Raw genomic sequence first — 24,607 nt, 5'->3', positions numbered from 1 at the left:
ATGATGGCGGAGGGGACCCACGCGTTCCCATCTCGAACACGACCGTTAAGCCCTCCAGCGTCGATGGTACTTGAACCGCAGGGTTCTGGGAGAGTAGAACGTTGCCAAGCAATTGAAAGAGCCTTACTTGGAGAAATCCAGGTAAGGCTCTTTTTTGTATGTATTACAGCTTCTTTGATTAAAATAAGCTGTACAAACTCTTAAAAGGTGAGTTTTAGTACAGCTCATTACAGCAAGGGGAAAAGCATCATTTTATTGCAGGTAACAAGACGTTTCCTTGCTCGATATTTTCACTAAGCCGGATTTACGGTAAGGCTGGAATCGAAACAGCATCCAAAGCCGCGGCACAAGCATCCAGCAGTGAAAGATTGTTAGATGGCGCAGCCAAGTACCAGGTATCCACGGATACAGGATGAGGATCAACGCTAGGCCGATGAAGAACAAGTGAAGCTGTACTTTGGTCACGAGCCGAACGGAAGCATGTCCATCAGGCAAGAAGCCTGACCAGAAGATGCCCCAGCGATAGGACCAACCGCGCATCGCCATTCCAATGCTGAAGTGGAAATAAGCACGAATCAGCACGGTATGAAACATGAGCACGAGTGGATAGCTGACTAACAGTGGAAGCCAGTTAGAGGGATCAAATTTATAGAAAACTATCAGAATAAGTGAAGTGTAATAGAGCACTATTTTATATAAGGAATGATAAAAACGTCTCATCAAGGTATAGCTATATATCGTAGATTGTTTGGATAAATTAGATTCTTGTTTGATTGACATGTGACAGACCTCCGCGCTGCGGTACGTAGTATGAAGGTATTATCGGCATCTTCCTTCCAAATTATGAGGGTTTAACTAGTTTAGGAGAATCGAGAATCGGACATACTAGTCATAAAAGATCGTGGGGTGATCATATGGAGGAGAACCGGTTTGGGATATGTATGATTTGTGAGCAGCAGCGGATTGGCGGGATTCATATTGTGACGGCATTCATATGTGATGAATGTAGTAAGGAGATCGTCAAAACGAACGTTTCGGATCAGAAATACTCATTTTTCGTGAGTCAGATGAGCAAGGCATTTTACATGGGAAATTCAAAGCAGTATATGAATTAAGAGATGAGCTTCTTTTACAGAAGCTTTTTTTGTTTTTTTGTCTGTAATCCACTACTATATAAGGGTAAATCGAAAAATGAAAGCTCACGGGCTGGGGAGTTGGATCCGTTTGTGCAGTGAACATTCGTACAAGGCCCGAGCGCCTCTATATGAGGCTATGGTAGCCCATCACGCGAAGAAATCGGTAAGTTTACATGTACCAGGACATAAATCGGGCCAAGGGCTTTTAGATGAGGGAAAGAGCTTTTTACAATCGGTGATGTCCATTGATTATACAGAAATAATAGGTCTGGATGATTTGCATCATCCGGAAGGTGTTATTTTAGAGGCGGAGCAGCTAGCGGCAGAGTGCTTTGGCGCGGAGGAGACGTATTTTCTCATTGGCGGGAGTACGGTTGGTAATTTGGCGATGATTGGAGCTGTCTGTCAAAAGGATGATATCATTCTCGTTCAAAGGAATGTACATAAATCAGTGATCCATGGGATCATGTTGGCGGGCGCAAGAGCGGTATTTCTAGCACCACAAATCGATTCAGAAGTAGGAATAGCAACAGGCTTACATATCGATGACGTGAAACAAGCATTAGAGCAATATCCGAATGCGAAGGCGTTATTTATAACGAATCCGAATTATTATGGAATCACAGTTCCCTTGAAGACTTTTGCAGACGTGCTGCATGAGAAAGGAAAGCTCCTACTTGTGGATGAAGCCCACGGTGCGCATTTCGGCTTCCACGAAGAGGTGCCAGCTTCAGCCTTATCTCAAGGCGCTGACGTCGTCGTACAATCTACGCATAAGATGTTAACCGCGATGACGATGGGCGCTATGCTGCATGTGCAAGGCCCTAGAATCAATCGTAATGCCATTCGACACTTGTTGGCGATTCTTCAGAGCTCAAGTCCATCCTATCCAATTATGGCTTCCTTGGATTTAGCGAGAAAGCGAATGCATACCGAAGGACAAGCCTGGTTGGAACAAGGGCTGGGCATCATGAAAGAGTTCAGAGCCGAGTTAGACAAGCTGCCCGTTTTACGTTGCTTTCCACGAGAAACCGGCCAGCATAGCGGTGGCAAAGCCATCGCAACTGCGGACCCTTTTAAAATAGCTGTTTATGACCCCGCGCATAGGTTGACGGGAGCAGAGCTCAAAGACAGACTAGAAACAGAAGGCTGTTACGTAGAGATGACGGATGGTTATATAGTTTTATTAGTGTTTTCCCCTGCGAACACTAGAGCGGATATGCTTCGGGTTGTCCAAGTTTTGCGTAACATTTGTTTGGACATCACGAACCAAAAGCAGGAACTTCAGGCGCCCATCTCGAATATAATTAAATTACCCACCTACGCACCCATCTCCTCGCCAATAGGCTTTGACCGTAGTGTCGTGCAACAAGCCGCGACCAGAGAGGTTCATTATGAGGAAGCCATTGGGAAGCGTTCAGGGGATATGGTTATTCCTTATCCGCCGGGTATCCCTTATTTGTATCCTGGTGAAGTGATAACGGCTTCTGTGGCTGAGGCACTCGTATTTTTAGCTAGTCAGGGTATTAGGTTCCAAGGAACCCATTTTGGACAGACGCACAAATTAACTATATACACAGATCACGAAGAAACTTCGTGAGGCAGTAAGCAGGAGGAGCAAGTGAGCGGAATATTTATTACGTTTGAAGGGCCGGACGGCGCCGGAAAAACAACACAGCTTAAGAAAGTCGCGCAGGAACTGCAAAATTTGGGACATGATGTACTCGTGACAAGAGAGCCTGGAGGTACTGCAATCAGCGATAAAATTCGCAGTATCATTCTCGATCCTGTCAACGAGGAGATGGTGGATCAAGCCGAGGTACTGCTGTACGCGGCATCACGTGCGCAGCACGTTCACGAGCTTATACTTCCAGCGCTTAGAGCTGGTCGAATCGTTCTCTGTGATCGATTTATTGATGCCAGCGTGGCTTATCAGTCATATGGTCTTGGTGTCGATATTGAGACGGTGAAGCAAATTTCGAAATATGCCAGCTCAGGGCTGCAGGCCACTAGAACGTATATCATGGACGTCCCTGTAGAAGTAAGCTTGGAGCGCTTAAACCAGCGAGCAGGTGCTACTGAGTTTACACAGCAGTTGGATCGCATTGAGCAGAAAAATGTCGATTACCACAGCAGAGTACGAACGGGCTTCCACCAAATTGCTTCAGACAATCCAGATCGCGTTCTAGTTATTGATGCGAATCGTAACGTAGAGCTAATAGCCGCAGATATTTGGCGGGATTGCAAACAATTGCTTGAGGAACATATTTCCGTCTAAGGCGGAAAACCAATTCTTAGTTTATAATATAAGGAGGCATCACCCATGAAACTAGTCGTAGCCGTTGTTCAGGATAAAGACAGTAACCGTCTCTCTAACGCTTTAATTAAGGAAGGGTTCAGAGCCACGAAGCTGGCAAGTACCGGTGGATTTTTGCGTGCGGGGAATACAACCTTTATGATTGGTACGGAAGATGACCGTGTGCAAGAGGTGATGCAGGTGATTCGAGCTAATTGTAAGATACGTGAACAGTTGGTAACACCCGTTTCTCCAATGGGAGGAACGACAGATTCGTACATTCCATTCCCAGTGGAAGTACAAGTGGGTGGAGCTGCCGTTTTCGTATTGCCAGTCGAGCGATTCGAGCATTTCTAACCATATTCAGAACTACACAAGGATGGATGCGTCTTGAAAATTAATCCGGGGCTGCAGCCCATCGGCAAGAATATAAAAGTGAACGAGAATGTCCCTCCGCCGCAGATGGCGCCTCGGAACTTCTCTGACATCATGCAGCAGCACGATGAGAAGTATACGAGTGAGCAGCTTGCTAAAATGGTGCAGCAAATCACGCTTCAAGGCGATCGTTTGTCGAGAGGCATGACAGTAAGAGAGCTGTTGCAATACAAGCTGCTGATCCGTCAATTTCTTGAGGAAACCGCTCGTCGCGGAGTTAATTTAAGAGATACGAAGGGCTGGGATCGTCGCGGCCGTTCGAAGCGATATAAGCTTTTAGAAGAAATCGATCGAGAGCTCCTCTCGTTAGCCGATGAATTATTGGAGAGCGAGCAGGGGCGGATCGAGATTTTGCATAAAATCGGAGAAATCCGAGGCATGCTGATTAACTTGTTATTTTAGGGATGGAGCGAAAATCAATGTCCTTCCAAGCGATACCGGGACAAGCAGCAGCGAAACGGCTTCTGCAGAACGGGCTGCGTCAAGATCGACTTTCGCATGCGTATATTTTTAGCGGTCCTATAGGGACGGGCCGTTCCGAGATGGCTATAGCTCTCGCCAAGGCGATCTATTGTCAGAACGGGACGGACGATGCATGCGGCGAATGTTTAGAATGCCGGAAGGTCGAGCATGGCAATCATCCAGACCTCCATATGGTCGCCCCTGAAGGCGCTTCAATCAAGATTGAGCAGATTCGGGAGCTTCAAAAGGAGTTTGCCTACCGGGCAACGGCGTCCGGAACGAAAATATATGTACTCAATCAGGCTGAGAAGATGACGGTACAAGCTGCGAATAGCTTGTTGAAATTTCTAGAGGAGCCGAACTCTCGAGTTGTAGCGATTCTGATTACAGAGAACGGGAACGCATTGCTGCCAACGATTCAATCGCGGGCACAGTGGATCCAATTTACGCCAATGGCACGTGAACAAATGATGCTAGCTCTACTGGAAGAAGGACTTCCAGCGGCGTTAGTAGGGCCTGCAGCGCATGTAACGGCAGGCTTGCAAGCGGCTAGAGATTTAATTGCAGCAAATTGGTTTGCAGAAATGAGAACCGTAATGTTACAATTAGCGAAGGAGACGCTCACACGTTTCCCTACTTCTATGATTACAGTACAACAGCGAATTGTGAAAACAGAACTTGCGGATCATGTACCGACGTTGTTCGATCTATTGATCCTCTGGTTTAAAGATATGGTGCAGTTGCGTCTTGAGCGCAGAGACAAGCTTGTATATAATGACCAGCTAGACTGGATGAGCTCCCTCGCGTTAAGTCGAGATGTCTCAGTCTGGGTGCGTATGATGGAGCAAGCCGTAGATTTACAAAAACGACTGCGTTCCAACGCCAATTCTCAGCTGGTTATAGAGAAAATGCTCGTGGAGATGCAGGGGGTGTAAGATGTACTCAGTGGTTGGCGTCCGCTTTAAGAAAGCGGGTAAAATATATTATTTTGATCCCATTGATTTACCGATCGAAAGTGAAAGCGCCGTAATTGTTGAGACCGCTCGCGGTGTCGAATACGGCAAGGTTGTAGTGGGCAAAAAGACAGTGAAAGAGAATGATGTCGTTCTCCCGCTAAAAAAGGTTATTCGCATTGCGGATGATACGGATGCAGAGTTGGTTGAAGAGAATAAAAAAGCAGCCAAGGACGCTTTCCAAACGTGTCACGATAAAATTAAAGACCATAGTCTTAAGATGAAGCTTGTGGACGTAGAGTATACCTTTGACCGCAATAAAATTATTTTTTATTTTACGGCTGAAGGACGTGTCGATTTCCGTGAGCTTGTGAAGGACTTGGCGAGTATTTTTCGGACAAGAATTGAGCTGCGTCAAATTGGCGTGCGCGATGAAGCGAAGATGTTGGGCGGCATAGGTCCGTGTGGGCGAATTCTATGTTGTTCTTCCTTCTTAGGTGATTTCGAGCCAGTGTCGATTAAAATGGCCAAAGATCAGAATCTGTCCCTGAATCCGACTAAAATATCGGGGTTATGCGGAAGATTAATGTGCTGCTTGAAATATGAACATGATAACTATGAAAGTGCCAAAGATTCGCTGCCGACGGTTGGTCGTCTAGTGATCACCTCATTTGGCAGTGGGAAAGTACTGGGTCTGAATATTAAAGAACGTACGGCAAAGGTTCAATTGTTTGATCTTGGGAAAGCACTGGATCTACCATTCGATGATGTTGTTGAACAAGAGTAGAAGATCGAGGATCCAAGGAGGCGCTGGCCAGTAAGCATGCATGGCACTAGAGGTGAAAGCGTGGATAAACAAGATATTTTTGGACAAATAGATGGGATTGAAGAACGAATGGGTACCACGTATGCTGAATTAGGTGCCTTGAAGAAACATATTATTACCCTCATCGAAGAAAATAAGAGATTAAGCATAGAGAATCAGCAGCTGCGTAAGCTTATTCGCCAAGAGGAAACCGTGGTCGAGGAGCCGAAGAGAGATACTGCTGAGGAACCGGTGCAGCTACCAGGAGCCGGATATGATAATTTAACCCGCTTATACAATGAAGGATTTCATATTTGCAATGTGTATTATGGACACCTTCGGACCGAGGGAGATTGTTTGTTTTGCTTATCCTTTTTAAATAAATAAGATGCTTGGCCGTAGGGGTGTATCCCTTACGGTTTTTTTCAATACTAAGCAAGATAGAGAGAGGAAAGATGTATGAAGCAAGTCCCGCTACAACTAACTGAACGAATTGATGATTTATTAACCTATGATTTGAAAATTATACAAAGTGATGAAGTGTTCAGCTTTTCGATGGATGCAGTTCTCTTGGGAAGGTTCAGCAGTGTTCCACCTAAAGGGAGAGTCGTAGACCTATGTACAGGTAATGGCGTCGTTCCCCTACTTTTATCCACACGTACCCGGGCAGAAATCTGGGGTGTAGAAATTCAGGAGCGTTTGGCAGATATGGCTGTGCGCAACGCCGAAATTAACGATCTATCCGAACGACTGCATATGCTCCAGGGTGATTTGAAAACGATTCACAAAACCTTGGGACATGGACAATTTGATGCTGTCACGGTGAACCCGCCTTATCTGCCTGTGCCCAATGGAGAGCAGAATAGCAATGTGCATTTTGCAGCGGCGCGTCATGAAATTCATTGCACGCTGGAGGATGTGATTGCAGCTTGTGCAAAGTTAGTCAAAGCAGGCGGAAAAGTTGCCATGGTGCATCGCGCTACACGTGTAGTGGACATCATCTGCCTCATGCGGCAGTATCGCATCGAACCGAAGCGAATTCGTTATGTACATGCGCGTGCGGGAGAAGAAGCGATGATGGTGCTGATTGAGGGGATGAAGGATGGTAAACCGGAAATCCGTACGCTGCCGCCTCTGATTGTATACACGGAGAACGAGGAATATTGCCAAGAGCTCAAAGATATTTATTATGGTGGCCGGAGCTCGCTTGAGTTCTCGTAAGCAGCATAACTGTAGGATTAATTTAAAGTGATGAGGGATTTACTGTGAGTTTGACGATACAGAAAAGCTACCGCGAGGATCATAGCGGTGCAGGCACGCTATACCTGGTTGCCACGCCGATCGGCAACCTAGAAGATATGACCTTCCGCGCGATTCGCACGCTGAAGGAAGTGAGCCTGATTGCCGCCGAAGACACGCGGCAAACACGCAAGCTGCTGACCCACTTCGAAGTCGCGACGCGACTGGTCAGCTATCACGAACACAACAAGCAAGCAAGCGGCCCGGAGCTGGTCCGCTTGCTGCTTGAAGGGCAGAGCATCGCGCTAGTCAGCGATGCCGGCCTTCCGGCCATCTCCGACCCAGGTTATGACCTGGTGCGGATGGCCGTAGAGGAAGGCGTGCCGGTGGTGCCCATCCCCGGCGCGAATGCGGCCCTGTCGGCGCTGATTGCATCAGGCTTGCCGACAGAGCGATTCTCCTTCGTCGGATTTCTCCCAAGGGAGAAAAAAGACCAGACGAAGTTGCTTGAAGGGCTGCAGCATGTGCAAGACACACTGCTGTTCTATGAATCGCCGCACCGCGTGGAGAAAACACTTCTGCGCATGGCGGAAGTGTGGGGGGCGGAGCGCAGGGTTTGTCTCGCCCGCGAGCTGACGAAGCGGTACGAGGAGTTTGTGCGAGGCACGATTGAGGAGTGCCTCGCGCACTTAGAGCAGTACCCGCCGCAGGGCGAGTACTGCGTGATCGCCGAAGGCGCATCCGACGCGGCCGTGCAGGAAGCAGCGGACGGTTGGTGGGAGGCGAAGACGCTCGGCGAGCATGTCGCCCACTACGAGGAGCGTGGGATCGATCGCAAGGAAGCGCTGAAGCTGGTCGCGACGGATCGAGGGTTATCAAAGCGTGATGTGTATAATGCGCTGTTGGAGCGTTAAGGGATGCAGCGTGAGCGCAGTTGGATTGGTTATTTGGAAATTGGAAATGAGAGAAGTTCTTCGAGGATGTGCGACCGCGTTTTAAAGGTTGTTTTTATCGCCAATTAGCAAGGTGTTTTCGGGAACCAAAAACTTATACTTTCTAATGTGGAAGGAAAAGGCCCCTTACGGGGCCGGATCCATGGATATGCTGAGGCGCAGACAAAAAAAGATCTCTAACCCGTGACCGAAGCCAACAAAGTTAGAGATGAAAGGAGATATGAAAAAGGTTAGAATTACCAATAGGATAAGTGCTACTTCTATTATATACTACTTTTCTTATTTTGTCACAGGTGTTGGCATTTCTGCTAAACAAATATGGCAAACAATTTTTCCTTTGAAATAAGATACGTTCTCCGCATTGCCACAGAAGATACAAGCAGGCTCATATTTCTTCAACATGATGCGCTCGCCGTCTACATATATTTCCAAAGCGTCTTTCTCGCCAATACCCAACGTGCGGCGCAGCTCGATTGGAATAACAACGCGTCCTAGTTCGTCCACTTTTCTAACAATTCCGGTAGATTTCATCATATATATAAAACCCCTTTCGATTTTATCAAATTTTTATCAAGATCGTCATGTTTCGACATTTACTTACGTCTAATGATACCAACGATTCCCAAAATAGTCAACCATATTTTCGCTTGAAAAGAGCTGATAAATGCCTGGATTCATAAATTTTGTGACAGGGTAAAAATCGGAAATGACGCTAGGAATAAGGGGTTGTAAGGAGTATATTACGTACTTTTCAAACTTAAACGGGTTGAGAAGTACTGGAAAAACAACGCTTGAGGAGTCGACAAATTGGAATTTGAAATTCGACACTAAACGACATTTTAAAGGGTTGTATGTCGAAAATGTCGAAATGTTTATTATTAGTTAGGGAGGTCGAAAGTGTATGAAGGAAGAGAAAGTGTTCAAAGATCCCGTTCATAAATACATTTATGTGCAGGATGATACAATTTGGGATTTAATAAATACCCGAGAGTTCCAACGATTGCGTCGCATACGGCAGCTAGGCACATCGTATTTAACTTTTCATGGCGCTGAGCATAGTCGTTTTTCCCACTCGCTTGGCGTTTACGAGGTTACTCGGAAAATAATTTCGCAATTCGAACGCAATCACTATGAGGATTGGCCGAAGGAGGAGCGTCTGCTCTGTTTGTGTGCTGCCTTGCTGCATGATTTGGGACATGGACCGTTCTCACATTCCATCGAAAAGGCGTTCGGCACAAGACACGAGGACTGGTCCTGCCGGATTGTGCTTGGAGATACAGAGGTGAATGAAGTGCTGAGCCGGGTCTCGCCTGATTTTCCGAAAAAGGTGGCTGGTGTCATTTGCAAATCGTATAGCGAAGAAATTGTGGTCAGTCTGGTGTCTAGTCAATTAGATGCGGATCGTATGGATTATTTGTTGCGCGATGCTTATTTTACAGGCGTTAATTACGGCACATTTGATCTGGAACGAATTCTTCGTGTCATCAGACCTTATAAAGGGCATATCGTTGTGAAAGAGAGCGGCATGCACGCAGTTGAGGACTATCTCATGTCACGCTATCAGATGTATTGGCAGGTGTATTTCCATCCGGTTACGCGAAGCGCGGAAATTCTTTTGCATAAAATATTTGCGCGCGCCAAGCATTTATATGAAGAAGGCTATACGTTCGGATTTATGGTGGAGCCGATTCTTCATTTGATTCAGAACAAAATCTCCTTGGAAGATTATTTGCTGCTCGATGAGTCCGTGATGCAAACGATGCTGACCTTTTGGAGTCAAGAGAAGGATGAGATGTTGGGGGATATGTGCAAGCGGTTCTTGGATCGAAAATTGTACAAATATAGCACCTTCGATGGCGATCAGGAGAAGTTGATTCAGCGTATGGAAATGGTAATGAGAGAGGTTGGCTTTGACCCAACGTACTATATGGAAATTGATTTCCCTTCGAATCAATCTTATGATGTGTACAGAGCTGGTGAAAATGATGATAATTTACCGATCCTCTTGTTGGATCATAAAGAGAACTTAACGGAAATCACACATCGGTCGGAAATTGTGCAATCGATTAGCGGTTTTCAAATGGGGAAACATCATGTGTATTATCCAGAGGAGCTGCTTGAGAGATTGAGTGCCGAGGATTATCCGGACATCTGGGGAATGTTAGGCGAGCAAGATTAAGCCAGTCATGTCAAAATTTTTACGAACACATATTCACTTACATAAGGGAGAACAATCATGCTCACAGATTCACATACACACTTGAATGCAGAACAATTTAAAGAGGATCAAGAAGAAGTTATTCAGCGGGCGCTAGATGCCGGCGTTACGAGAATCGTCAATGTCGGCTTTAACCGTGAAACGATTCCAAGCTCGATTGAGCTTGCGGAGAAATACGATTTTATCTACACCACAGTTGGCTGGCACCCTGTTGATGCGATTGATATGATGCCTGGTGATTTGGAGTGGATCGAGTCCTTGTGTCAACATGAGAAGGTAGTCGCAATCGGGGAGATTGGTCTGGATTATTACTGGGACAAGTCGCCGAAGGACGTTCAGCAGCGGGTATTTCGGGAGCAGATTCGCCTTGCGCGTAAGCTGGGGATGCCGATCGTGATTCATAATCGAGATGCACATCAAGATATTTTGACGATTCTAAAAGAAGAGAAAGCATCCGAGGTTGGAGGCATCATGCATTGCTTCTCGGGAAGCTGGGAAACGGCTAAGCAGTGTCTGGATATGAACTTCCATATTTCCTTTGGAGGCCCAGTTACATTTAAAAATGCCGTGCAACCGAAAGAGGTGTTGGCACAGGTGCCATTGGACCGTCTCTTAATCGAAACGGATGCTCCGTATTTAACGCCCCATCCTTTCCGCGGTAAGCGCAATGAAACCAGCTATGTTCGCTTAGTGGCAGAGACTGCCGCGGAAATTCGGGGAATGACGCTGGAAGAGTTAGCTGAAATTACAACGAACAATGCAATTCGGTTACTCGGCCTCAAGTAACGCGTTTTTCTTGAACTTCCGGCGTAGAACGACCCCGCACGCGAAAGAAATGAAGGCTAGGCCAAGCAGTGGAACTAGGAGATATAGAACTGGCGTTCCGATCATAAAAGGAATCGTCAGAATGACAAGCTCAACTGTCAGGGTTAACCAGATGATATAGGCTAAGGAACCTGCCTTGGCCTGAGATTCCAGAGGATACATATCGAGCCAGAACGTATAGCGGTGCGCACGCTCCAGAGACGTGAGCTGAACCATCGAAATGACAAGCGCGAGGAAAAGAATAACGCTCTTGGCTGTAACGGAATCGGATACGGCAATGGCTAGAACGCCAATGATCGTTAAACGAAGAACAATGGCGAATAGCTCAGTGCGTAGCAATGTCTTCATATATAAGTAGAGAAACGCCGAATCCTGTCGAAAGGGAATCATTCGAGTAAGCCCGCTGATCCAACCTCGGCGGGCTATTCGCGTTGGTAGCTGAGGGACATCTACGAACCAATTAAAGAAGGCGTAGAGTCTAGCTTGCTGTTGTTTCTCTCTGGCAATCAGGTAGTCCCATCCGATCACATATTTAGCAGTGGAACGGAAGGCAAGCAGCCAAACGAATACGAGAACTAGCGCTGCTAGACTGGCCCATAAGCTGCTGTAGTGAAATTGGATCGCAATGAGCGCAAGCGATGCTGCCCAGCGAAAGCTGACCGAGATGATTCTTGTTCGTTCTGCGGCAAATCGTCCTTCCTGCCAGCTCGCTAGCAGGTTTGCTATTTTTAATAGAAGTAATAGAGCTAGCATGAGTAAAAACGGTTGTGCATCGCTGCCTAAACAGTGATTATAAAGCGGCAGCAGTGTGACCCAAGCAAGGAATAACCACGAACCCTGAAGTGAAAAGCTGTACAGGAAGCTGCTGCGAAAATAGGTGCCCATTTCATGTTCAATTCGCAATAGAAACATCCGATCTGCGCTGCGGGTCAGTGTTCGTATGGGGCTCGAAGTGATGAGTGGAACGAGCACGAGCAGAACGATCCAAAGGTAGGGATAATCTGTCGGAAGATGCTGTAACTTTTTTGCATAATAATAGGAAAAAACGATGACAAGAAACAACAAAAAGCCGATAAAGTTACTGCGTGCAGCGTACTGCCAATACCCCATTGATTCCTTCATATAATGGTTGAAACGCTGCTTCCATAATGCATGTGTGTTAAATGCAGATGTAGTATCGGTCACGTGACTCATACCATTTCTCCTTGGACGAGCTTATAGAAGATGTCATCTAATGAAGCTTGAGGCAGCTCGGTTTGTGCGCGTAATTCGACTAAATCTCCCTGTGCCACCATATGCCCCTTGTGGAGAATGACATAGTTATCGCAATATTTTTCAATCGTAGACAAAATGTGTGAAGAAATGAGAAATGATGCGCCTTTTTGCTTCATTTTTACCATGAGTTCGAGCAAGGAGCGAATCGCTAACGGGTCGAGTCCGAGAAACGGCTCATCGATGATATATAGATTGGGCTCGATCAAGAACGCGTTCATGATCATGACCTTTTGCTTCATCCCTTTGGATAAATGACTGGCAAAGCTATTCAGCTTGTCCTTCATTTGGAACTGCTCTAATAGAGACTTGGAGCGTATCTCGTAATCCTCCTTGGAAATGCCGTAGGCCATCGCTGTTAGCTCCAGGTGTTCGCGGATCGTAAGCTCTTCGTACAACTCCGGACTTTCAGGTACATAAGCATATGTCGCTCGGTAGGGGATTGGATTTTCGGCTAGTGTTAAGCCGTTAATGCGAATGGACCCTTTTTGCGGTTGAAGCAGCCCGAGAATATTTTTGATGGTCGTACTTTTACCTGCCCCATTGAGTCCGATTAACCCCATCATTTCACCTTGGCGGATCGAAAAGGTAAGGTCATGAAGTACGGGCTTATTGGGTAAATAACCACCGAATAAAGCGTTTACCTGTAAGATGGGACCCATCTCAATTGCCTCCCTAAATAGCAAATTATTGGTATTTATTGCATGAATACTTCCAGAATCATTATAAACAAAATTGCATTTTTAGCCTAGTTTTGGTCATTATATACTGAAAAATCGAGTTTACGTACGTTAAAGTTAGATACATGTAGATATAAGTGGGTTATATGTGATAAATAAACGAAATTTAAGCGATTTAGCCCTTTTTAACGGGTGTTAATCCCTTTACAGGTTGAGATTAACAGCGTAATATACTTTTCATAATAACTTAATATCCAATTTGCCAATTTTCCATTCGCTGAGTTCCAAATGTGGAAACGGGGGAACCACTGCAAGCTTAATTAGCATTCCGATGCCGTTAAGTAAGCAGAGAGTAACAGGGGTGAATCATGGACGTCAAACAAGCAGTTTGCGTCTACGTAGGGCGACTCTCACGTCCGAATCCGTCAGCTAACCTCGTAAGCGTAAGAGAGGTAACGATTGTCGTGCGTGCTATTTGTATTTCACTATGCAAACTAAGCCAGCGAGAAGAGTCCTCTTCTTGCTGGCTTTTTGTCCTCATAAAAGGGTTTTACACAGATCAGATGACATAAAATGACCCGGAATTCATAGGATGTTGATAGGTAAAAGGGGGGGACGAACCAGATTCAGCAAGCAACAAAGCTGATGATGGAGCGTGTTAAGTTAAACTAAAAACCTTAGTCGCGTCAAATTTAATCATGCTGTAACCTGGCGGCGAGGCTTTGAAGGAGGACCGAAGAAGTGGGCAGTATCTCAATTAGCGAGACCCATGTAAAACGATCATCCAGCATGTCCTTCGCATTGCGATGGAAGCATGAAAACTTGCGTTTGATTTTAAGCCTAGCTATAATCTCAATCGCAATGACTTTCATGTTTTTGGTGTTGTTGTACGGAACGGCTACCAAGAGCGTATCCGTGGTTGTGAATGGACAAGAAACTGTTGTGCACACGAAGCAATGGGTCCTGCAACGCCTACTGGATGAACAAGCCATAACGATTGGTGAACACGATGAAATTTCAGCTGCACTCACGACCAAGCTCAAGGGTGGAGACAAAATTGTCATCGAGCATGCCTCACCAATTCAATTGACTGCTGATGGAAAGACCACCACTGTTTACACAACTGCAAGAACGGTAGAAAGTGCATTGCAACGTTTAAATATTGCACTTGGGGAGAACGATCGCATCACTCCCGAACCGACGGCCGCACTTGGCACAGGCGATGAAATCAAGATCGTCCGTGTGACCAAAGAGACGGAGGAAGTCTCTGAACCGATCGCATTTGAGACAGAGAAAAAGAATGACGCATCTTTACTTAAAGGGAAAGAGCAAGTTGTCCAAGAAGGTAAAGAAGGCGTTCTGGTGAAGAAGAAAGAAAAGACTTTCGAGGACGGAGTTTTAGTCGCGGAAGCAGTTGTGGGTGAAGCAGTACAAACAGAAAGTGTTAAAAAAGTAGTATCGGTAGGCACGAAAAATCCGGTCGTTGTTCTCTCCGCCTCTTCACCGAGTGTGGATGAGGTATCCAAGAACGGTGTAACCTTCGGCTACAAGCAAATTCTCAAAAACGTGAAGCTCACTGCGTATTCAGCGGATGTAGCATCTACAGGTAAAGCTGCAGGTGCATCAGGGTATGGTAAAACCTACACAGGCACTACCGTAACTGAAGGTCGTACGATTGCAGTTGACCCGAAGGTGATTCCACTCGGTTGGTGGGTCTACATTGAAGGTATTGGTTTCCGACGTGCCGAGGATATTGGCAGTGGCGTGAAAGGCCAAATGATCGATGTATACTACGAAGATCATGCTTATGCGAATAAATTCGGAACGAAACAAGGGTACACGGTGTATGTCGTTGGCCCAACAAAACCGTCCCAAAACTAGCGTGTAAACGGTAGGTGGGTCGGGAACACTAGATCATACACGTAGCTTGGCATATGCCTGCGCGAAAGAAGAGGAGACCCCTCTTCTTTTTCTGCGTACTAGGGTATTAGGGTATTAAGGTATTAAGGTATTAGGGTATTAAGGAAGGGAACCGCAGATGATAAAAGAGATGATCGTTGTGGAAGGCAAAGACGATACAGCTGCCATCAGGCGGGCTGTGGAGGCGGATACGATTGAAACAGGCGGCTCCGCCATCGGACAAGCCGTACTCAAGCGGATTGCGTTGGCCCAGCAGCGTAGAGGCGTCATCATTTTTACGGATCCGGATCACGCAGGTGAGCGGATTCGCAAGATCGTGGCAGCCAAGGTCCCTGGCTGCAAGCACGCCTTCATCACGCAGGAGCAAGCTGCGTATAAGGGTGACATTGGCGTCGAGAACGCGACGCCGGAGACGATCCGCCAGGCGCTGCAGAGCCTGCGGACAGAGTACAACGCAGCGGTCTCGCAGCTGACGATGGAGGATTTGATCGCAGCTGGCCTCATCGTCCATCCGGATGCGGCGGCTCGCCGCTTGGCAGTTGGCAACGCGCTGGGCATTGGGTATTGCAACGGCAAGCAATTTTATAAGCGCTGCGCGATGTTTCAGATTTCGCGCGAGGAATTCGAGGCGGCGCTGGAGCATTTGAATTGAATCGTGAATTTCACGAGAACTTACAATAACGAGAACCTATAGATAACGAGGTCTATCCTATGACAATATCCGGACAAGAAGTGATTGTAACCGCAGAGGATGTAGCCACACCGAGTAAAACGAAGCAAATTATTAAGAAAAATGGTCTTGTGCTGAAGAAAAGCTTAGGCCAGAACTTCTTGATTGACCAAAATATTTTGAGCAAAATCGTCATGGCCGCTGAGCTTGGCCCTACGAAAGCTGCGCTTGAGATCGGCCCCGGCATCGGCGCGCTCACACAACAGCTAGCCAAGCTCGCTGGACGCGTGCTGGCTGTCGAGATCGATCAGCGTCTACTGCCCATCCTGGACGAGACGCTGGCGCCATACCCCCATACGACTGTCGTTCATGGGGATATCTTGAAGACCAACCTGCCGGAGCTGTTCCGGCAGCATTTTGAAGGCGTGGATGGCGTCAGCGTTGTCGCCAACCTGCCTTACTACATCACGACGCCGATCATTATGAAGCTTCTCGAAGAGAAGCTTCCGCTGGAGAATATCGTCGTGATGATCCAAAAAGAAGTGGCCGACCGCATGGCGGCGCGTCCAGGCACCAAGGATTACGGCAGCCTTAGCATTGCCGTGCAGTTCTACTGCGAGCCGGAGCTCGTCACGATCGTGCCTCGCACCGTCTTTGTGCCGCAGCCGAACGTCGATTCCGCCGTCATCCGACTGCGTGTGCGTCAAGCGCCGCCTGTCGAGGTGGCGGACGTGGACTTCTTCTTCGCTGTCGTCCAGGCGTCCTTCGTTCAGCGTCGCAAAACGCTTTATAACAACCTCGCGGCGAGGTTCTTTACCAAAGAGAACAAGCCTGAGCTGGAAGCTTTGCTGAACAGCGTACAGATCGAGCCTTCGCGTCGCGGTGAAACGCTTAGCATGGAAGAGTTCGCGCGCTTGTCAACGGCGCTTCGTGCGCACGGCTGCAAATAACCCGCACCAAATGCCTAGTCTTGCCATAGGATACCCCTAGGAGGGGATTTGTGCGATGAGGCAAGGAGATTATGTAACTCGTATTTCCTATGGCGGAGACGTCGTGTTTAAAATTGAACGAATTGAGCATCTCAAGGCGATTCTGCGAGGTGTTGATTTTAGGCTGCTAGCGGATGCGCCGCTTTCGGACCTGACAAAAACGAGTTTTAAGGAGGACGTGGATCATCCGCGATCGAGTTCTCCTGAGTTTCGTGAGTCGTTGCGTCGGTTAGCGGTATCCCAGGTGCAGCTGCAGGAGAAGAATCAGCAAGCCATCAACCTTAAACAAAAGCCTCAAACGAATCATAATAGTTATTTTGAGGTGCCGGGCAGGGTGCTTCATCTGGACGGCGATCCAAGCTATCTGCGCAAATGTATGCAGCTCTACGGCGAATTACGTGTGCCGGCAGAGGGTTTTTTCGTTCCTGAGGTGCAAATGGCGGAGGCGCTGCAAAGACTGCTTCCTCAATATAAACCGGATATTGTCGTTATCACGGGTCATGATGGCATTTTGAAAAATCGGCAAAGCGTTAGCCCGAGCAATCTGTCGAGCTACAAAAACTCGCAGAACTTTGTGAATGCGGTGCGAGCGGCCAGGCAATATGAGAGGAATCGTGATTCCTTAATCATTGTGGCAGGCGCTTGTCAGTCGCATTTTGAAGCGTTACTACGGGCTGGGGCTAATTTCGCAAGTTCACCTGCTCGTATTCTCATTCACGCTCTAGATCCGCTGTGCATCGCAGCCAAGCTGTCCTATACTCCGACAAGGGAAACGATTTCGATGTTGGATATTATGGATTTGACGGTGACGGGCTTAGAAGGCTTAGGTGGGGTGGAGACGCGTGGCAGCTATCGGATGGGTGTTCCTGGTATTCAACACACAGAGGAGTCTGTATAGCTGGTCTGAGCGCTTCTGAATGAGGGATGAATTATGGACTGCGGAAATAACATAGAAGAACACTTGCTTGTCATTCAATCCGCGGAGGAGGGTGGCAGAGAAGTGTTCTTTTTTTTGTATTGAAAACAAGAAGTTTCTCCTTAACTGGAAAAGTGTGAATAATTTGCGAACTTTGGTGACAACCTGAAAGAAGGAGAAATCGGAAAATGCGCAAAAATGCCGTTGACAACGGGATTGGGGTGCTGATATAATATTTGCCCTCATTTGACATGAGGGGTTGTATGGGTTATAATTGACAAGGAAAGAGGTGGTAGTTGACAATGGCAAAAAATGCGCTATTGGAAATCAAACGCAGTTTGGAACCCCATGTTGGGCAGAAGATCATGTTGAGAGCGAATGGTGGCCGTCGTAAGACTGTCGAGCGTTCTGGTGTTTTAGAAGAAACCTACCCTTCTGTGTTTATTGTGAAATTAGATCAAGAATCCCATGCCTTCAAACGAGTGTCATACAGCTACGCCGATATCCTCACTGAGTCCGTCGAAGTTACGGTATGCAACGATGATGGCCAGGTTCGCATTACTTACATACAGCATTAGCTTAATAGCGTTTCGATATGGACAGACCCTTGTGGTCTGTTTTTGCTTTGTAGAAATGTTTGTTTGAGGGTCCTCGAGATGGTGCATGGACTAACAGCGGTAGGGCATACTAATCGAAATCGTCATCAATCACTGCTTATGATGGTTGCAGAGTTCAATTTGCGAAAATGATAAGGAGGATTCGGAATGAGTCGAAGAAGAAGTGTCATGTCGGAAAGCTTCAAATATGAATTGGCGAAGGATCTTGGATTTTATGATGTCGTGCAGCGTGAAGGCTGGTCCGGTATTCGCACCAAGGATGCGGGGAATATGGTGAAGCGGGCAATTCAAATTGCCGAGCAGCATCTGGCTCAGCAGCATGTTTCCTCTCAGGCTAACACCCAGGCGGCCTCGTATACCAACCGTCAGCCGGCGTCGAATTATCCCCCTTATGGCTACCAGCAGTCAGGGCAAGGGGCGCAACAACGTCCGTATTAAAATCGTTTATTTTGGCTAAAGCAATTGCTTTAGCTTTTTTTTTATGCTTTTGTTATAATATCGGGGTGGCTAACGAGCAAAAGAAGGTGATCGGATGAAGATTTTTGAGAAAGCACCGGCTAAAATTAATTTGTCTCTTGATGTTTTACATAAAAGACCAGACGGCTACCATGAAGTTGAGATGGTCATGACGATGGTGGATCTGGCGGATCGGATCGAAATGCAGGAGATGGCGCGTGACACGATCATCATATCGAGTCAGGCTGGCTATATTCCGCTGGATGAGAAGAATCTAGCCTTTCAGGCTGCGCGGCTTATTAAGGACCGCTACGACGTAAAGCAGGGCGTTTACATTCACTTGGACAAGCGCATCCCTGTTGCTGCAGGCTTGGCTGGAGGGAGCAGCGATGCAGCAGCGACGCTGAGAGGTCTCAATCGCCTTTGGAACCTCAATATTCCAAATGAGGAACTTCAAGTGCTTGGCGCAGAGCTCGGCTCTGACGTGCCTTTCTGTGTGACTGGCGGGACTGCTCTGGCGACAGGTCGCGGCGAGAAGCTGGAGCATATCGCGGCTCCGCCTCAATGCTGGGTTGTATTGGCGAAGCCGCCGATCAATGTGTCGACTTCGGAGATTTACGGCAAGCTGAATGCACGCGAAATTAAGCATCATCCTTCAACAGAGGGTGTGCTGAGCGCGATACGGGACAAGCAGTTTGATCGTCTGTGCGAAAACCTCGGCAACGTGCTGGAGGAAGTGACGCTGGATCTCTATCCTGAAGTCAGACATCTCAAGGAGTGCATGCAGCGATTAGGTGCAGACGGCGTGTTGATGTCAGGGAGCGGGCCGACCGTATTTGGTCTTGTTTCCAAGGAGGCCAAGGTGCCGCGCATTTATAACGGCCTGCGAGGCTTTTGTAAGGATGTTTATGCTGTGCGCATGTTGACATAATGTGCCTTATTTGAGCCCCGCGAGGGGGCTCTTTTTTTGCCTATTGGGGCATAATGGTTAAGGTGGCATGTCCATTTGAGCATACGTCACATTGGTGTGAGGTTTGTGTTAACATAATTTTCATGCTTAGCTTGAATAAATACGTATAAAAGTGGTATATTTTCATTATAATATTCGGATTTTTGGGGGGTAGTGCGATGAAAAAGTTGAAAAGGAGCGCTAGGCTGGTAGAAATGACACAATATTTGTTGTTTCGCCCCCACTCGTTAATCCCTTTAACGACTTTTGCCGAGCGTTACAACTCTGCCAAATCTTCCATAAGCGAAGATCTTGCCATCATTAAAGAAGTATTTGAAGAAGAAGGACTAGGTGAGCTGAATACGCTTGCTGGGGCCGCTGGAGGCGTGAAATTTTCACCGAAGGTGCCCAAAGAAATTTCCCTGAAGTTTATCCAGAACCTTTGCTTGCAACTCCAACAACCAGAACGGATTCTTCCGGGCGGCTATTTGTATATGTCGGATATCATGGGGCAGCCCCAGTATTTGAACGAAATTGGCAAAACCTTTGCATCCGCTTTCGCAGGCCGCGACGTGGACGTTATTATGACAGTAGAAACAAAAGGAATACCGCTCGCTTATGCGACAGCTACCTATATGAATTTGCCTGTTGTTATCGTACGCAGAGACAGCCGGGTGACTGAAGGTTCGGCGGTTAGCATTAACTACGTGTCAGGCTCCAACAAGCGGATTCAGACGATGTCGCTGGCAAGACGCGCACTGAAGGAAGAATCCAAGGTGCTGATCATTGACGATTTTATGCATGTTGGCGGTACCATTCATGGCATGATGGATTTATTGGCAGAGTTTAAAGCGACGGTACAAGGTGTAGGCGTATTCATGGAATCCTGCGAGGCCGAGGAGCAGTTGGTGGATAATTATGTGTCACTGGCTAGACTATATGGTGTTGACTCCAAGACGAAGCAGATTACGGTAGAGCCAGGCAACTATTTTGACGCTAAATAAAAGGAGATTCGGTAAGCATGGAATTCATTTCAACAACAGCGGCACCTGCCGCTATTGGACCTTACTCGCAAGCGGTTAAATTGGGTAATCTTTTGTTTACTTCCGGGCAGATCCCGTTAGGTTTGGATGGTCAGATTGTACAAGGCGGTATCAAGGAACAGGCTGTTCAAGTTTTTGAAAATTTAAAAGGCGTGCTTGAAGCAGCGGGTTCATCGTTCGGGCAAGTTGTGAAGGCAACTGTCTTCCTGAAGGATATGAACCAGTTTGGCGAGCTTAACGAGATCTATGCTTCCTACTTCGGTGACCATAAACCTGCTAGATCCACCGTTGAAGTTGCGAGATTACCTCGTGATGTTTATGTCGAAATCGAGCTAATTGCTGTGATTCCTGTCGAAAATTAACAGAAACATTAAGAACACATTAAATTATCAAAAATTTCAAAATAATAAGAAGGAATTTGCATGGAGATGTTGAATATATCACCCAAGTCTCAGAGATGGAAAAAGGTGGTGAACACAAGTGCAAATTACAGATGTAAGACTCCGCCGGGTAAACTCCGAGGGGAGGATGAAGGCGATTGCTTCTATTACCATTGATAACGAGTTCGTCGTACACGACATTCGTGTCATCGATGGCAATAACGGAATGTTCGTTGCTATGCCGAGCAAGCGAACACCTGACGGTGAATTCCGCGACATCGCTCATCCGATTTCTTCCACGACTCGTGAGAAAATTCAAGCAGCAGTACTCGCTGAATATGATCGCGCAGCAGTAGAAGAGGAAGTAATTGAAGAAGGCGCATAATTCAGATTATTGAGAGAGCCCTTAGGGCTCTCTTTTCTTTTCGCATGTAATGATGCTACTATTATTGGGGGAAGAACTCATCGTATTATAAATAGAAATAAAAACAATGATTTTAAAAATAAAGGAGTGGGATGTTCGTTGAAACTCATGGCAATTGTATTGGCTGCAGGACAAGGTAAACGAATGAAATCAAAGCTATACAAGGTGCTTCATCCGGTTGTTGGTAAACCGATGGTGGGTCACGTTATGGATACGCTGCAACATATAGAAGTAACACAAACGGTCGTAGTCGTTGGATTTGGTGCAGAAGCCGTGAAAGGCTACTTAGGCGATCGTGCGCAGTATGCGCTGCAAGAGCAGCAGTTGGGGACGGGGCATGCGGTGCTTCAGGCGCAGGGTGTGCTTGGTGAAGAAGAAGGGATGACCGTCGTGATTTGCGGGGATACCCCTCTGATTACAGCGGCTACGCTTCAGGAGACGATAGAATTGCACCGACAATCCGGAGCGGCGGCTACGATTTTGACAGCGAAGCTGGATGAGCCGCACGGCTACGGACGTATTATTCGCGGAGAAGATGGACGCGTTGCGCGGATCGTCGAGCAGAAGGATTGCACACCAGAGGAAGCGGCTGTTCAGGAGATTAACACGGGTACTTATATTTTTGATAATCGCAAAATGTTCAAAGCGCTGGCGTCAGTTACGAACCAGAATGTACAGAATGAGTATTACCTGACGGATGTTATCGGCATTATGACGAATGCAGGCGAAGTTGTTCAAGGCTACTGCATGGCAGATCCAGCAGAATCGATTGGCGTAAATGATCGTGTCGCTTTATCAGAAGCAGAGCAGCTGTTCAAAGCGCGGATTAACCGCCAGCATATGTTGAACGGGGTTACGATTATCGATCCAGTGAACACGTACATTGAGAAGGATGTTACAATTGGTGCGGATACGGTTCTATTGCCTGGCACAATTTTGCGTGGAACAACGCAGATCGGTGAGCAATGTACGATTGGACCGCAAACCGAAATCATCGATTCCACGATTCAAGATGATGTGACCATTAAGCAATCCGTCCTTCAAGGCGCATTTGTGGATAGTGAAACATCCGTTGGGCCATTCGCTTACTTAAGACCTGGCGCTAAGCTTGGCAAGCAAGTGAAGGTCGGCGACTTTGTTGAAATTAAAAACGCGACGCTGGGTGAAGGAACGAAGGTTTCGCATTTGAGCTATGTAGGTGACGCGGTTGTTGGGTCGAACGTGAACATCGGTTGCGGTGCTATCACGGTGAATTATGATGGCTTCAATAAAAACGTAACGGAAATCGGGAATGATGCCTTTATCGGCAGCAATGTCAATTTGATTGCTCCTGTGAAAGTGGGGGACGGCGCGTTTATCGTTGCTGGCTCTACGATTACACAAGATGTGAATGAAGGCGATTTGGCGATCGCTCGTGTGCGTCAGGAGAATAAAGCGGGCTACGCGGAGAAAATCAAAGCGCGCATGAAAGCGAAGAAAGAAAATAAAGGTCGCTGATCGAATCCAAAGTGACGATTGCACCTTGGAATGAGTAAGCGATAGGAATGGAACCTCTTGAGGTAGGGTAGGCTAGAAATGAAATGAGGTGCTACCCCACTCAGCTTGGTGAAGGCGAAAGCGACCATGCTGAGCGAGACCGAAGGGGTTCTTTGTCTTCGCAATGTAAGCGCTTAATATCCGGGGCGCGAGACAAAAGTATGCTTCTTTCTGCTGTAAAAGATACGATTGATCTTAACGAAATGACGATTGTACATTTCAATGAAGCCTATATCCTTGTGCAGATTTTGATAGTATACTTGGACGGGTACGTCCGCATCTACATGATCTTGAAAATGATCATCTTCTGTAAGCTGTTGTCCATGAAGATACATCGTTCTTTTATCACCTACAGCTTTTATGGGATGGATAGCATTCAGTAACAGGTATATTGTAAACAATAACCTTTAAAAGCGGGTTCCGCAAAGGTTTTTTAGTTTATCGCTAGGGGGATTTTGAAAAATATGAAATGTTTTATCGGACTGGGAAATCCGGGAAAGCAGTATGAGCTGAATCGTCATAATATTGGATTCATGGCGATTGATCGTTTTGCCGCCAAATGGGGGATCACCTCTTTTCAGAATAAAGGGAAGGGGCTGCTAGCGGAAGGTAATGTGAACGGGACAAAGGTATACCTACTTAAACCGATGACTTACATGAACCTTTCAGGTGAAGCCATGCGAGCGTTCCTCGATTTTTATAAAGCAAAGTTGGAGGATGTCGTGATTGTGTATGACGATATGGACACAAGCTTTGGCCAAATTCGTCTTCGGTACCAAGGGAGTCCTGGTGGACATAATGGTATTAAGTCCATTATTCAGCATGGGGGCACACAAGTTTTCAATCGCATCCGAATTGGTGTGAATCGTCCGGCGCCTGGTTATAATATTGCGGATTATGTGCTGTCCAACTTTTCCAAAGAAGAGATGAAGTCGATTACCGATGTGCTGGACTTAACCTGCGATGCGATGGAGTATAGCTTAGGGGAGTCCTTCGAGCGAACGATGGCGAAGTTTAATAAATGAACACTTTGCGCTATTTTGTAGTATAAATGATGATATGTACGCAACCTATCCGAAATGACATGGCAGATTCGGCTAATTTCTCCGAAGAATGGTCATACTAGGATGTAATCGAATTGTCGAAGGAGGCATACATATGATCAAGTATATTTGCAGGCATTGTCATACCTTTGTCGGGGAAATTAATCAGCATGCGATTAGTGAGCAGCAGTTGGGCTTCCATTTCTTGACCCCTGATGAGCGTAGAGATATAATATCGTATAATACGAACGGAGATGTTACGGTTAGGGTCGTTTGCGACTATTGTCACGAGGCACTAGAAGCCAATCCGGAATTATCCCTGCTAGCCAGTCCGTTGCAATAATCATGATGATGAAGATGAAGAGTTAATAGCCGAGGCAAGTGTGCCGA

The 24,607-nt window shown here is 46.8% G+C and carries 29 protein-coding genes, 1 rRNA gene, 1 pseudogene and 1 riboswitch; of the genes and pseudogenes, 27 read left to right on the top strand and 4 right to left on the bottom strand.

Going from position 1 to position 24,607, the window contains the following annotated elements:
* Positions 1–110, top strand: a 5S ribosomal RNA gene (rrf, locus tag AC58UX_RS31540); the annotation flags it as partial.
* 142 nt (positions 111–252) lie between these two features.
* Here the strand turns inward: rrf and AC58UX_RS31535 are convergent.
* Positions 253–780 (bottom strand): hypothetical protein, encoded by a 528-nt coding sequence (locus tag AC58UX_RS31535; RefSeq protein ID WP_497260021.1) that lies wholly within the window; start codon positions 778–780, stop codon positions 253–255.
* 134 nt (positions 781–914) lie between these two features.
* Here AC58UX_RS31535 and AC58UX_RS31530 point away from each other — a divergent pair, with 134 nt between their 5' ends.
* The 10 genes from AC58UX_RS31530 to rsmI all read left to right on the top strand — a co-directional run bounded on the left by AC58UX_RS31530 (position 915) and on the right by rsmI (position 8,240).
* Positions 915–1,115, top strand: coding sequence for a sigma factor G inhibitor Gin (locus tag AC58UX_RS31530; RefSeq protein WP_497260020.1), 201 nt, complete (start codon positions 915–917; stop codon positions 1,113–1,115).
* A gap of 76 nt (positions 1,116–1,191) precedes the next feature.
* Entirely contained in the window at positions 1,192–2,736 is a 1,545-nt protein-coding gene (locus tag AC58UX_RS31525; protein WP_497260019.1) for an aminotransferase class I/II-fold pyridoxal phosphate-dependent enzyme, read from the top strand.
* A 21-nt stretch (positions 2,737–2,757) separates the two neighbouring features.
* Positions 2,758–3,414 (top strand): dTMP kinase, encoded by a 657-nt coding sequence (gene tmk / locus AC58UX_RS31520; RefSeq protein ID WP_497260018.1) that lies wholly within the window; start codon positions 2,758–2,760, stop codon positions 3,412–3,414.
* Positions 3,415–3,459: 45 nt separating this feature from the next.
* The gene (gene darA / locus AC58UX_RS31515) at positions 3,460–3,789 is read left to right on the top strand and encodes a cyclic di-AMP receptor DarA (protein ID WP_056618038.1); all 330 of its coding nucleotides are present in this window, start codon (positions 3,460–3,462) and stop codon (positions 3,787–3,789) included.
* Between the two features lie 33 nt (positions 3,790–3,822).
* Positions 3,823–4,269 carry a YaaR family protein gene (locus AC58UX_RS31510; protein WP_497260017.1) on the top strand — a complete coding sequence of 149 codons (447 nt, stop codon included), beginning with the start codon at positions 3,823–3,825 and terminating at the stop codon, positions 4,267–4,269.
* A gap of 17 nt (positions 4,270–4,286) precedes the next feature.
* Entirely contained in the window at positions 4,287–5,264 is a 978-nt protein-coding gene (gene holB / locus AC58UX_RS31505; RefSeq protein WP_497260025.1) for a DNA polymerase III subunit delta', read from the top strand.
* Position 5,265: 1 nt separating this feature from the next.
* Positions 5,266–6,069, top strand: a complete 804-nt coding sequence (locus tag AC58UX_RS31500) for a PSP1 domain-containing protein (RefSeq protein ID WP_497260016.1) — start codon at positions 5,266–5,268, stop codon at positions 6,067–6,069.
* A gap of 60 nt (positions 6,070–6,129) precedes the next feature.
* A complete protein-coding gene (gene yabA / locus AC58UX_RS31495) occupies positions 6,130–6,474 on the top strand; it encodes a DNA replication initiation control protein YabA (RefSeq protein WP_497260024.1) in 345 nt (114 codons plus the stop codon).
* 72 nt (positions 6,475–6,546) lie between these two features.
* Positions 6,547–7,308, top strand: a complete 762-nt coding sequence (locus tag AC58UX_RS31490) for a tRNA1(Val) (adenine(37)-N6)-methyltransferase (protein ID WP_497260015.1) — start codon at positions 6,547–6,549, stop codon at positions 7,306–7,308.
* Between the two features lie 44 nt (positions 7,309–7,352).
* Positions 7,353–8,240, top strand: a complete 888-nt coding sequence (rsmI, locus tag AC58UX_RS31485) for a 16S rRNA (cytidine(1402)-2'-O)-methyltransferase (protein ID WP_497260014.1) — start codon at positions 7,353–7,355, stop codon at positions 8,238–8,240.
* A 318-nt stretch (positions 8,241–8,558) separates the two neighbouring features.
* Here the strand turns inward: rsmI and AC58UX_RS31480 are convergent, their stop codons facing one another.
* Positions 8,559–8,813, bottom strand: a complete 255-nt coding sequence (locus AC58UX_RS31480) for an AbrB/MazE/SpoVT family DNA-binding domain-containing protein (protein WP_028557356.1) — start codon at positions 8,811–8,813, stop codon at positions 8,559–8,561.
* A gap of 367 nt (positions 8,814–9,180) precedes the next feature.
* Here AC58UX_RS31480 and AC58UX_RS31475 point away from each other — a divergent pair, with 367 nt between their 5' ends.
* Together AC58UX_RS31475 and AC58UX_RS31470 are read left to right on the top strand one after the other, a co-directional pair.
* Positions 9,181–10,458 carry an HD domain-containing protein gene (locus tag AC58UX_RS31475; protein ID WP_497260013.1) on the top strand — a complete coding sequence of 426 codons (1,278 nt, stop codon included), beginning with the start codon at positions 9,181–9,183 and terminating at the stop codon, positions 10,456–10,458.
* Between the two features lie 57 nt (positions 10,459–10,515).
* Positions 10,516–11,283, top strand: a complete 768-nt coding sequence (locus AC58UX_RS31470) for a TatD family hydrolase (RefSeq protein WP_497260012.1) — start codon at positions 10,516–10,518, stop codon at positions 11,281–11,283.
* Here AC58UX_RS31470 and AC58UX_RS31465 read toward each other — a convergent pair.
* Positions 11,266–12,516, bottom strand: coding sequence for an ABC transporter permease (locus tag AC58UX_RS31465; protein WP_497260011.1), 1,251 nt, complete (start codon positions 12,514–12,516; stop codon positions 11,266–11,268). The two genes, AC58UX_RS31470 and AC58UX_RS31465, sit on opposite strands and share 18 nt — an antisense overlap.
* The gene (locus tag AC58UX_RS31460) at positions 12,513–13,256 is read right to left on the bottom strand and encodes an ABC transporter ATP-binding protein (protein ID WP_497260010.1); all 744 of its coding nucleotides are present in this window, start codon (positions 13,254–13,256) and stop codon (positions 12,513–12,515) included. Before AC58UX_RS31460 ends, AC58UX_RS31465 begins: the two co-directional genes overlap by 4 nt.
* 283 nt (positions 13,257–13,539) lie before the next feature.
* A riboswitch (cyclic di-AMP (ydaO/yuaA leader) is annotated at positions 13,540–13,733 on the top strand.
* Positions 13,734–14,015: 282 nt separating this feature from the next.
* Here AC58UX_RS31460 and AC58UX_RS31455 point away from each other — a divergent pair.
* The 14 genes and pseudogenes from AC58UX_RS31455 to fin all read left to right on the top strand — a co-directional run bounded on the left by AC58UX_RS31455 (position 14,016) and on the right by fin (position 24,560).
* Positions 14,016–15,155 carry a resuscitation-promoting factor gene (locus AC58UX_RS31455; RefSeq protein ID WP_497260009.1) on the top strand — a complete coding sequence of 380 codons (1,140 nt, stop codon included), beginning with the start codon at positions 14,016–14,018 and terminating at the stop codon, positions 15,153–15,155.
* A 157-nt stretch (positions 15,156–15,312) separates the two neighbouring features.
* The gene (gene rnmV, locus AC58UX_RS31450) at positions 15,313–15,846 is read left to right on the top strand and encodes a ribonuclease M5 (RefSeq protein WP_497260008.1); all 534 of its coding nucleotides are present in this window, start codon (positions 15,313–15,315) and stop codon (positions 15,844–15,846) included.
* Positions 15,847–15,905: 59 nt separating this feature from the next.
* Positions 15,906–16,814, top strand: coding sequence for a 16S rRNA (adenine(1518)-N(6)/adenine(1519)-N(6))-dimethyltransferase RsmA (gene rsmA / locus AC58UX_RS31445; RefSeq protein ID WP_497260007.1), 909 nt, complete (start codon positions 15,906–15,908; stop codon positions 16,812–16,814).
* Positions 16,815–16,869: 55 nt separating this feature from the next.
* Positions 16,870–17,751: a sporulation peptidase YabG gene (gene yabG / locus AC58UX_RS31440; RefSeq protein ID WP_497260006.1), complete on the top strand. Its 882-nt coding sequence runs from the start codon at positions 16,870–16,872 to the stop codon at positions 17,749–17,751.
* Between the two features lie 320 nt (positions 17,752–18,071).
* A complete protein-coding gene (gene veg / locus AC58UX_RS31435) occupies positions 18,072–18,347 on the top strand; it encodes a biofilm formation stimulator Veg (RefSeq protein ID WP_028557365.1) in 276 nt (91 codons plus the stop codon).
* Between the two features lie 186 nt (positions 18,348–18,533).
* Positions 18,534–18,701, top strand: a pseudogene (locus AC58UX_RS31430) (small, acid-soluble spore protein, alpha/beta type); the annotation flags it as partial.
* A gap of 217 nt (positions 18,702–18,918) precedes the next feature.
* On the top strand, positions 18,919–19,773 hold the full coding sequence (gene ispE / locus AC58UX_RS31425; RefSeq protein ID WP_497260005.1) for a 4-(cytidine 5'-diphospho)-2-C-methyl-D-erythritol kinase: 855 nt from the start codon (positions 18,919–18,921) through the stop codon (positions 19,771–19,773).
* Positions 19,774–19,970: 197 nt separating this feature from the next.
* Positions 19,971–20,795, top strand: coding sequence for a pur operon repressor (gene purR, locus AC58UX_RS31420; protein WP_171629527.1), 825 nt, complete (start codon positions 19,971–19,973; stop codon positions 20,793–20,795).
* Positions 20,796–20,812: 17 nt separating this feature from the next.
* The gene (locus AC58UX_RS31415; RefSeq protein ID WP_497260004.1) at positions 20,813–21,196 is read left to right on the top strand and encodes a RidA family protein; all 384 of its coding nucleotides are present in this window, start codon (positions 20,813–20,815) and stop codon (positions 21,194–21,196) included.
* 118 nt (positions 21,197–21,314) lie between these two features.
* The gene (gene spoVG, locus AC58UX_RS31410; RefSeq protein WP_028557369.1) at positions 21,315–21,599 is read left to right on the top strand and encodes a septation regulator SpoVG; all 285 of its coding nucleotides are present in this window, start codon (positions 21,315–21,317) and stop codon (positions 21,597–21,599) included.
* A gap of 138 nt (positions 21,600–21,737) precedes the next feature.
* The gene (glmU, locus tag AC58UX_RS31405) at positions 21,738–23,135 is read left to right on the top strand and encodes a bifunctional UDP-N-acetylglucosamine diphosphorylase/glucosamine-1-phosphate N-acetyltransferase GlmU (RefSeq protein WP_497260003.1); all 1,398 of its coding nucleotides are present in this window, start codon (positions 21,738–21,740) and stop codon (positions 23,133–23,135) included.
* Between the two features lie 83 nt (positions 23,136–23,218).
* Positions 23,219–23,557 carry a hypothetical protein gene (locus tag AC58UX_RS31400; protein WP_497260002.1) on the top strand — a complete coding sequence of 113 codons (339 nt, stop codon included), beginning with the start codon at positions 23,219–23,221 and terminating at the stop codon, positions 23,555–23,557.
* 81 nt (positions 23,558–23,638) lie between these two features.
* Positions 23,639–24,199 carry an aminoacyl-tRNA hydrolase gene (gene pth, locus AC58UX_RS31395; RefSeq protein WP_497260001.1) on the top strand — a complete coding sequence of 187 codons (561 nt, stop codon included), beginning with the start codon at positions 23,639–23,641 and terminating at the stop codon, positions 24,197–24,199.
* A 133-nt stretch (positions 24,200–24,332) separates the two neighbouring features.
* A complete protein-coding gene (gene fin, locus AC58UX_RS31390) occupies positions 24,333–24,560 on the top strand; it encodes an anti-sigma-F factor Fin (RefSeq protein WP_497260000.1) in 228 nt (75 codons plus the stop codon).
* The last annotated feature ends 47 nt before the right edge of the window (positions 24,561–24,607 follow it).

This window comes from Paenibacillus sp. J22P90 (assembly GCF_059692195.1).
This window is presented reverse-complemented; position numbering and strand designations above follow the sequence as displayed.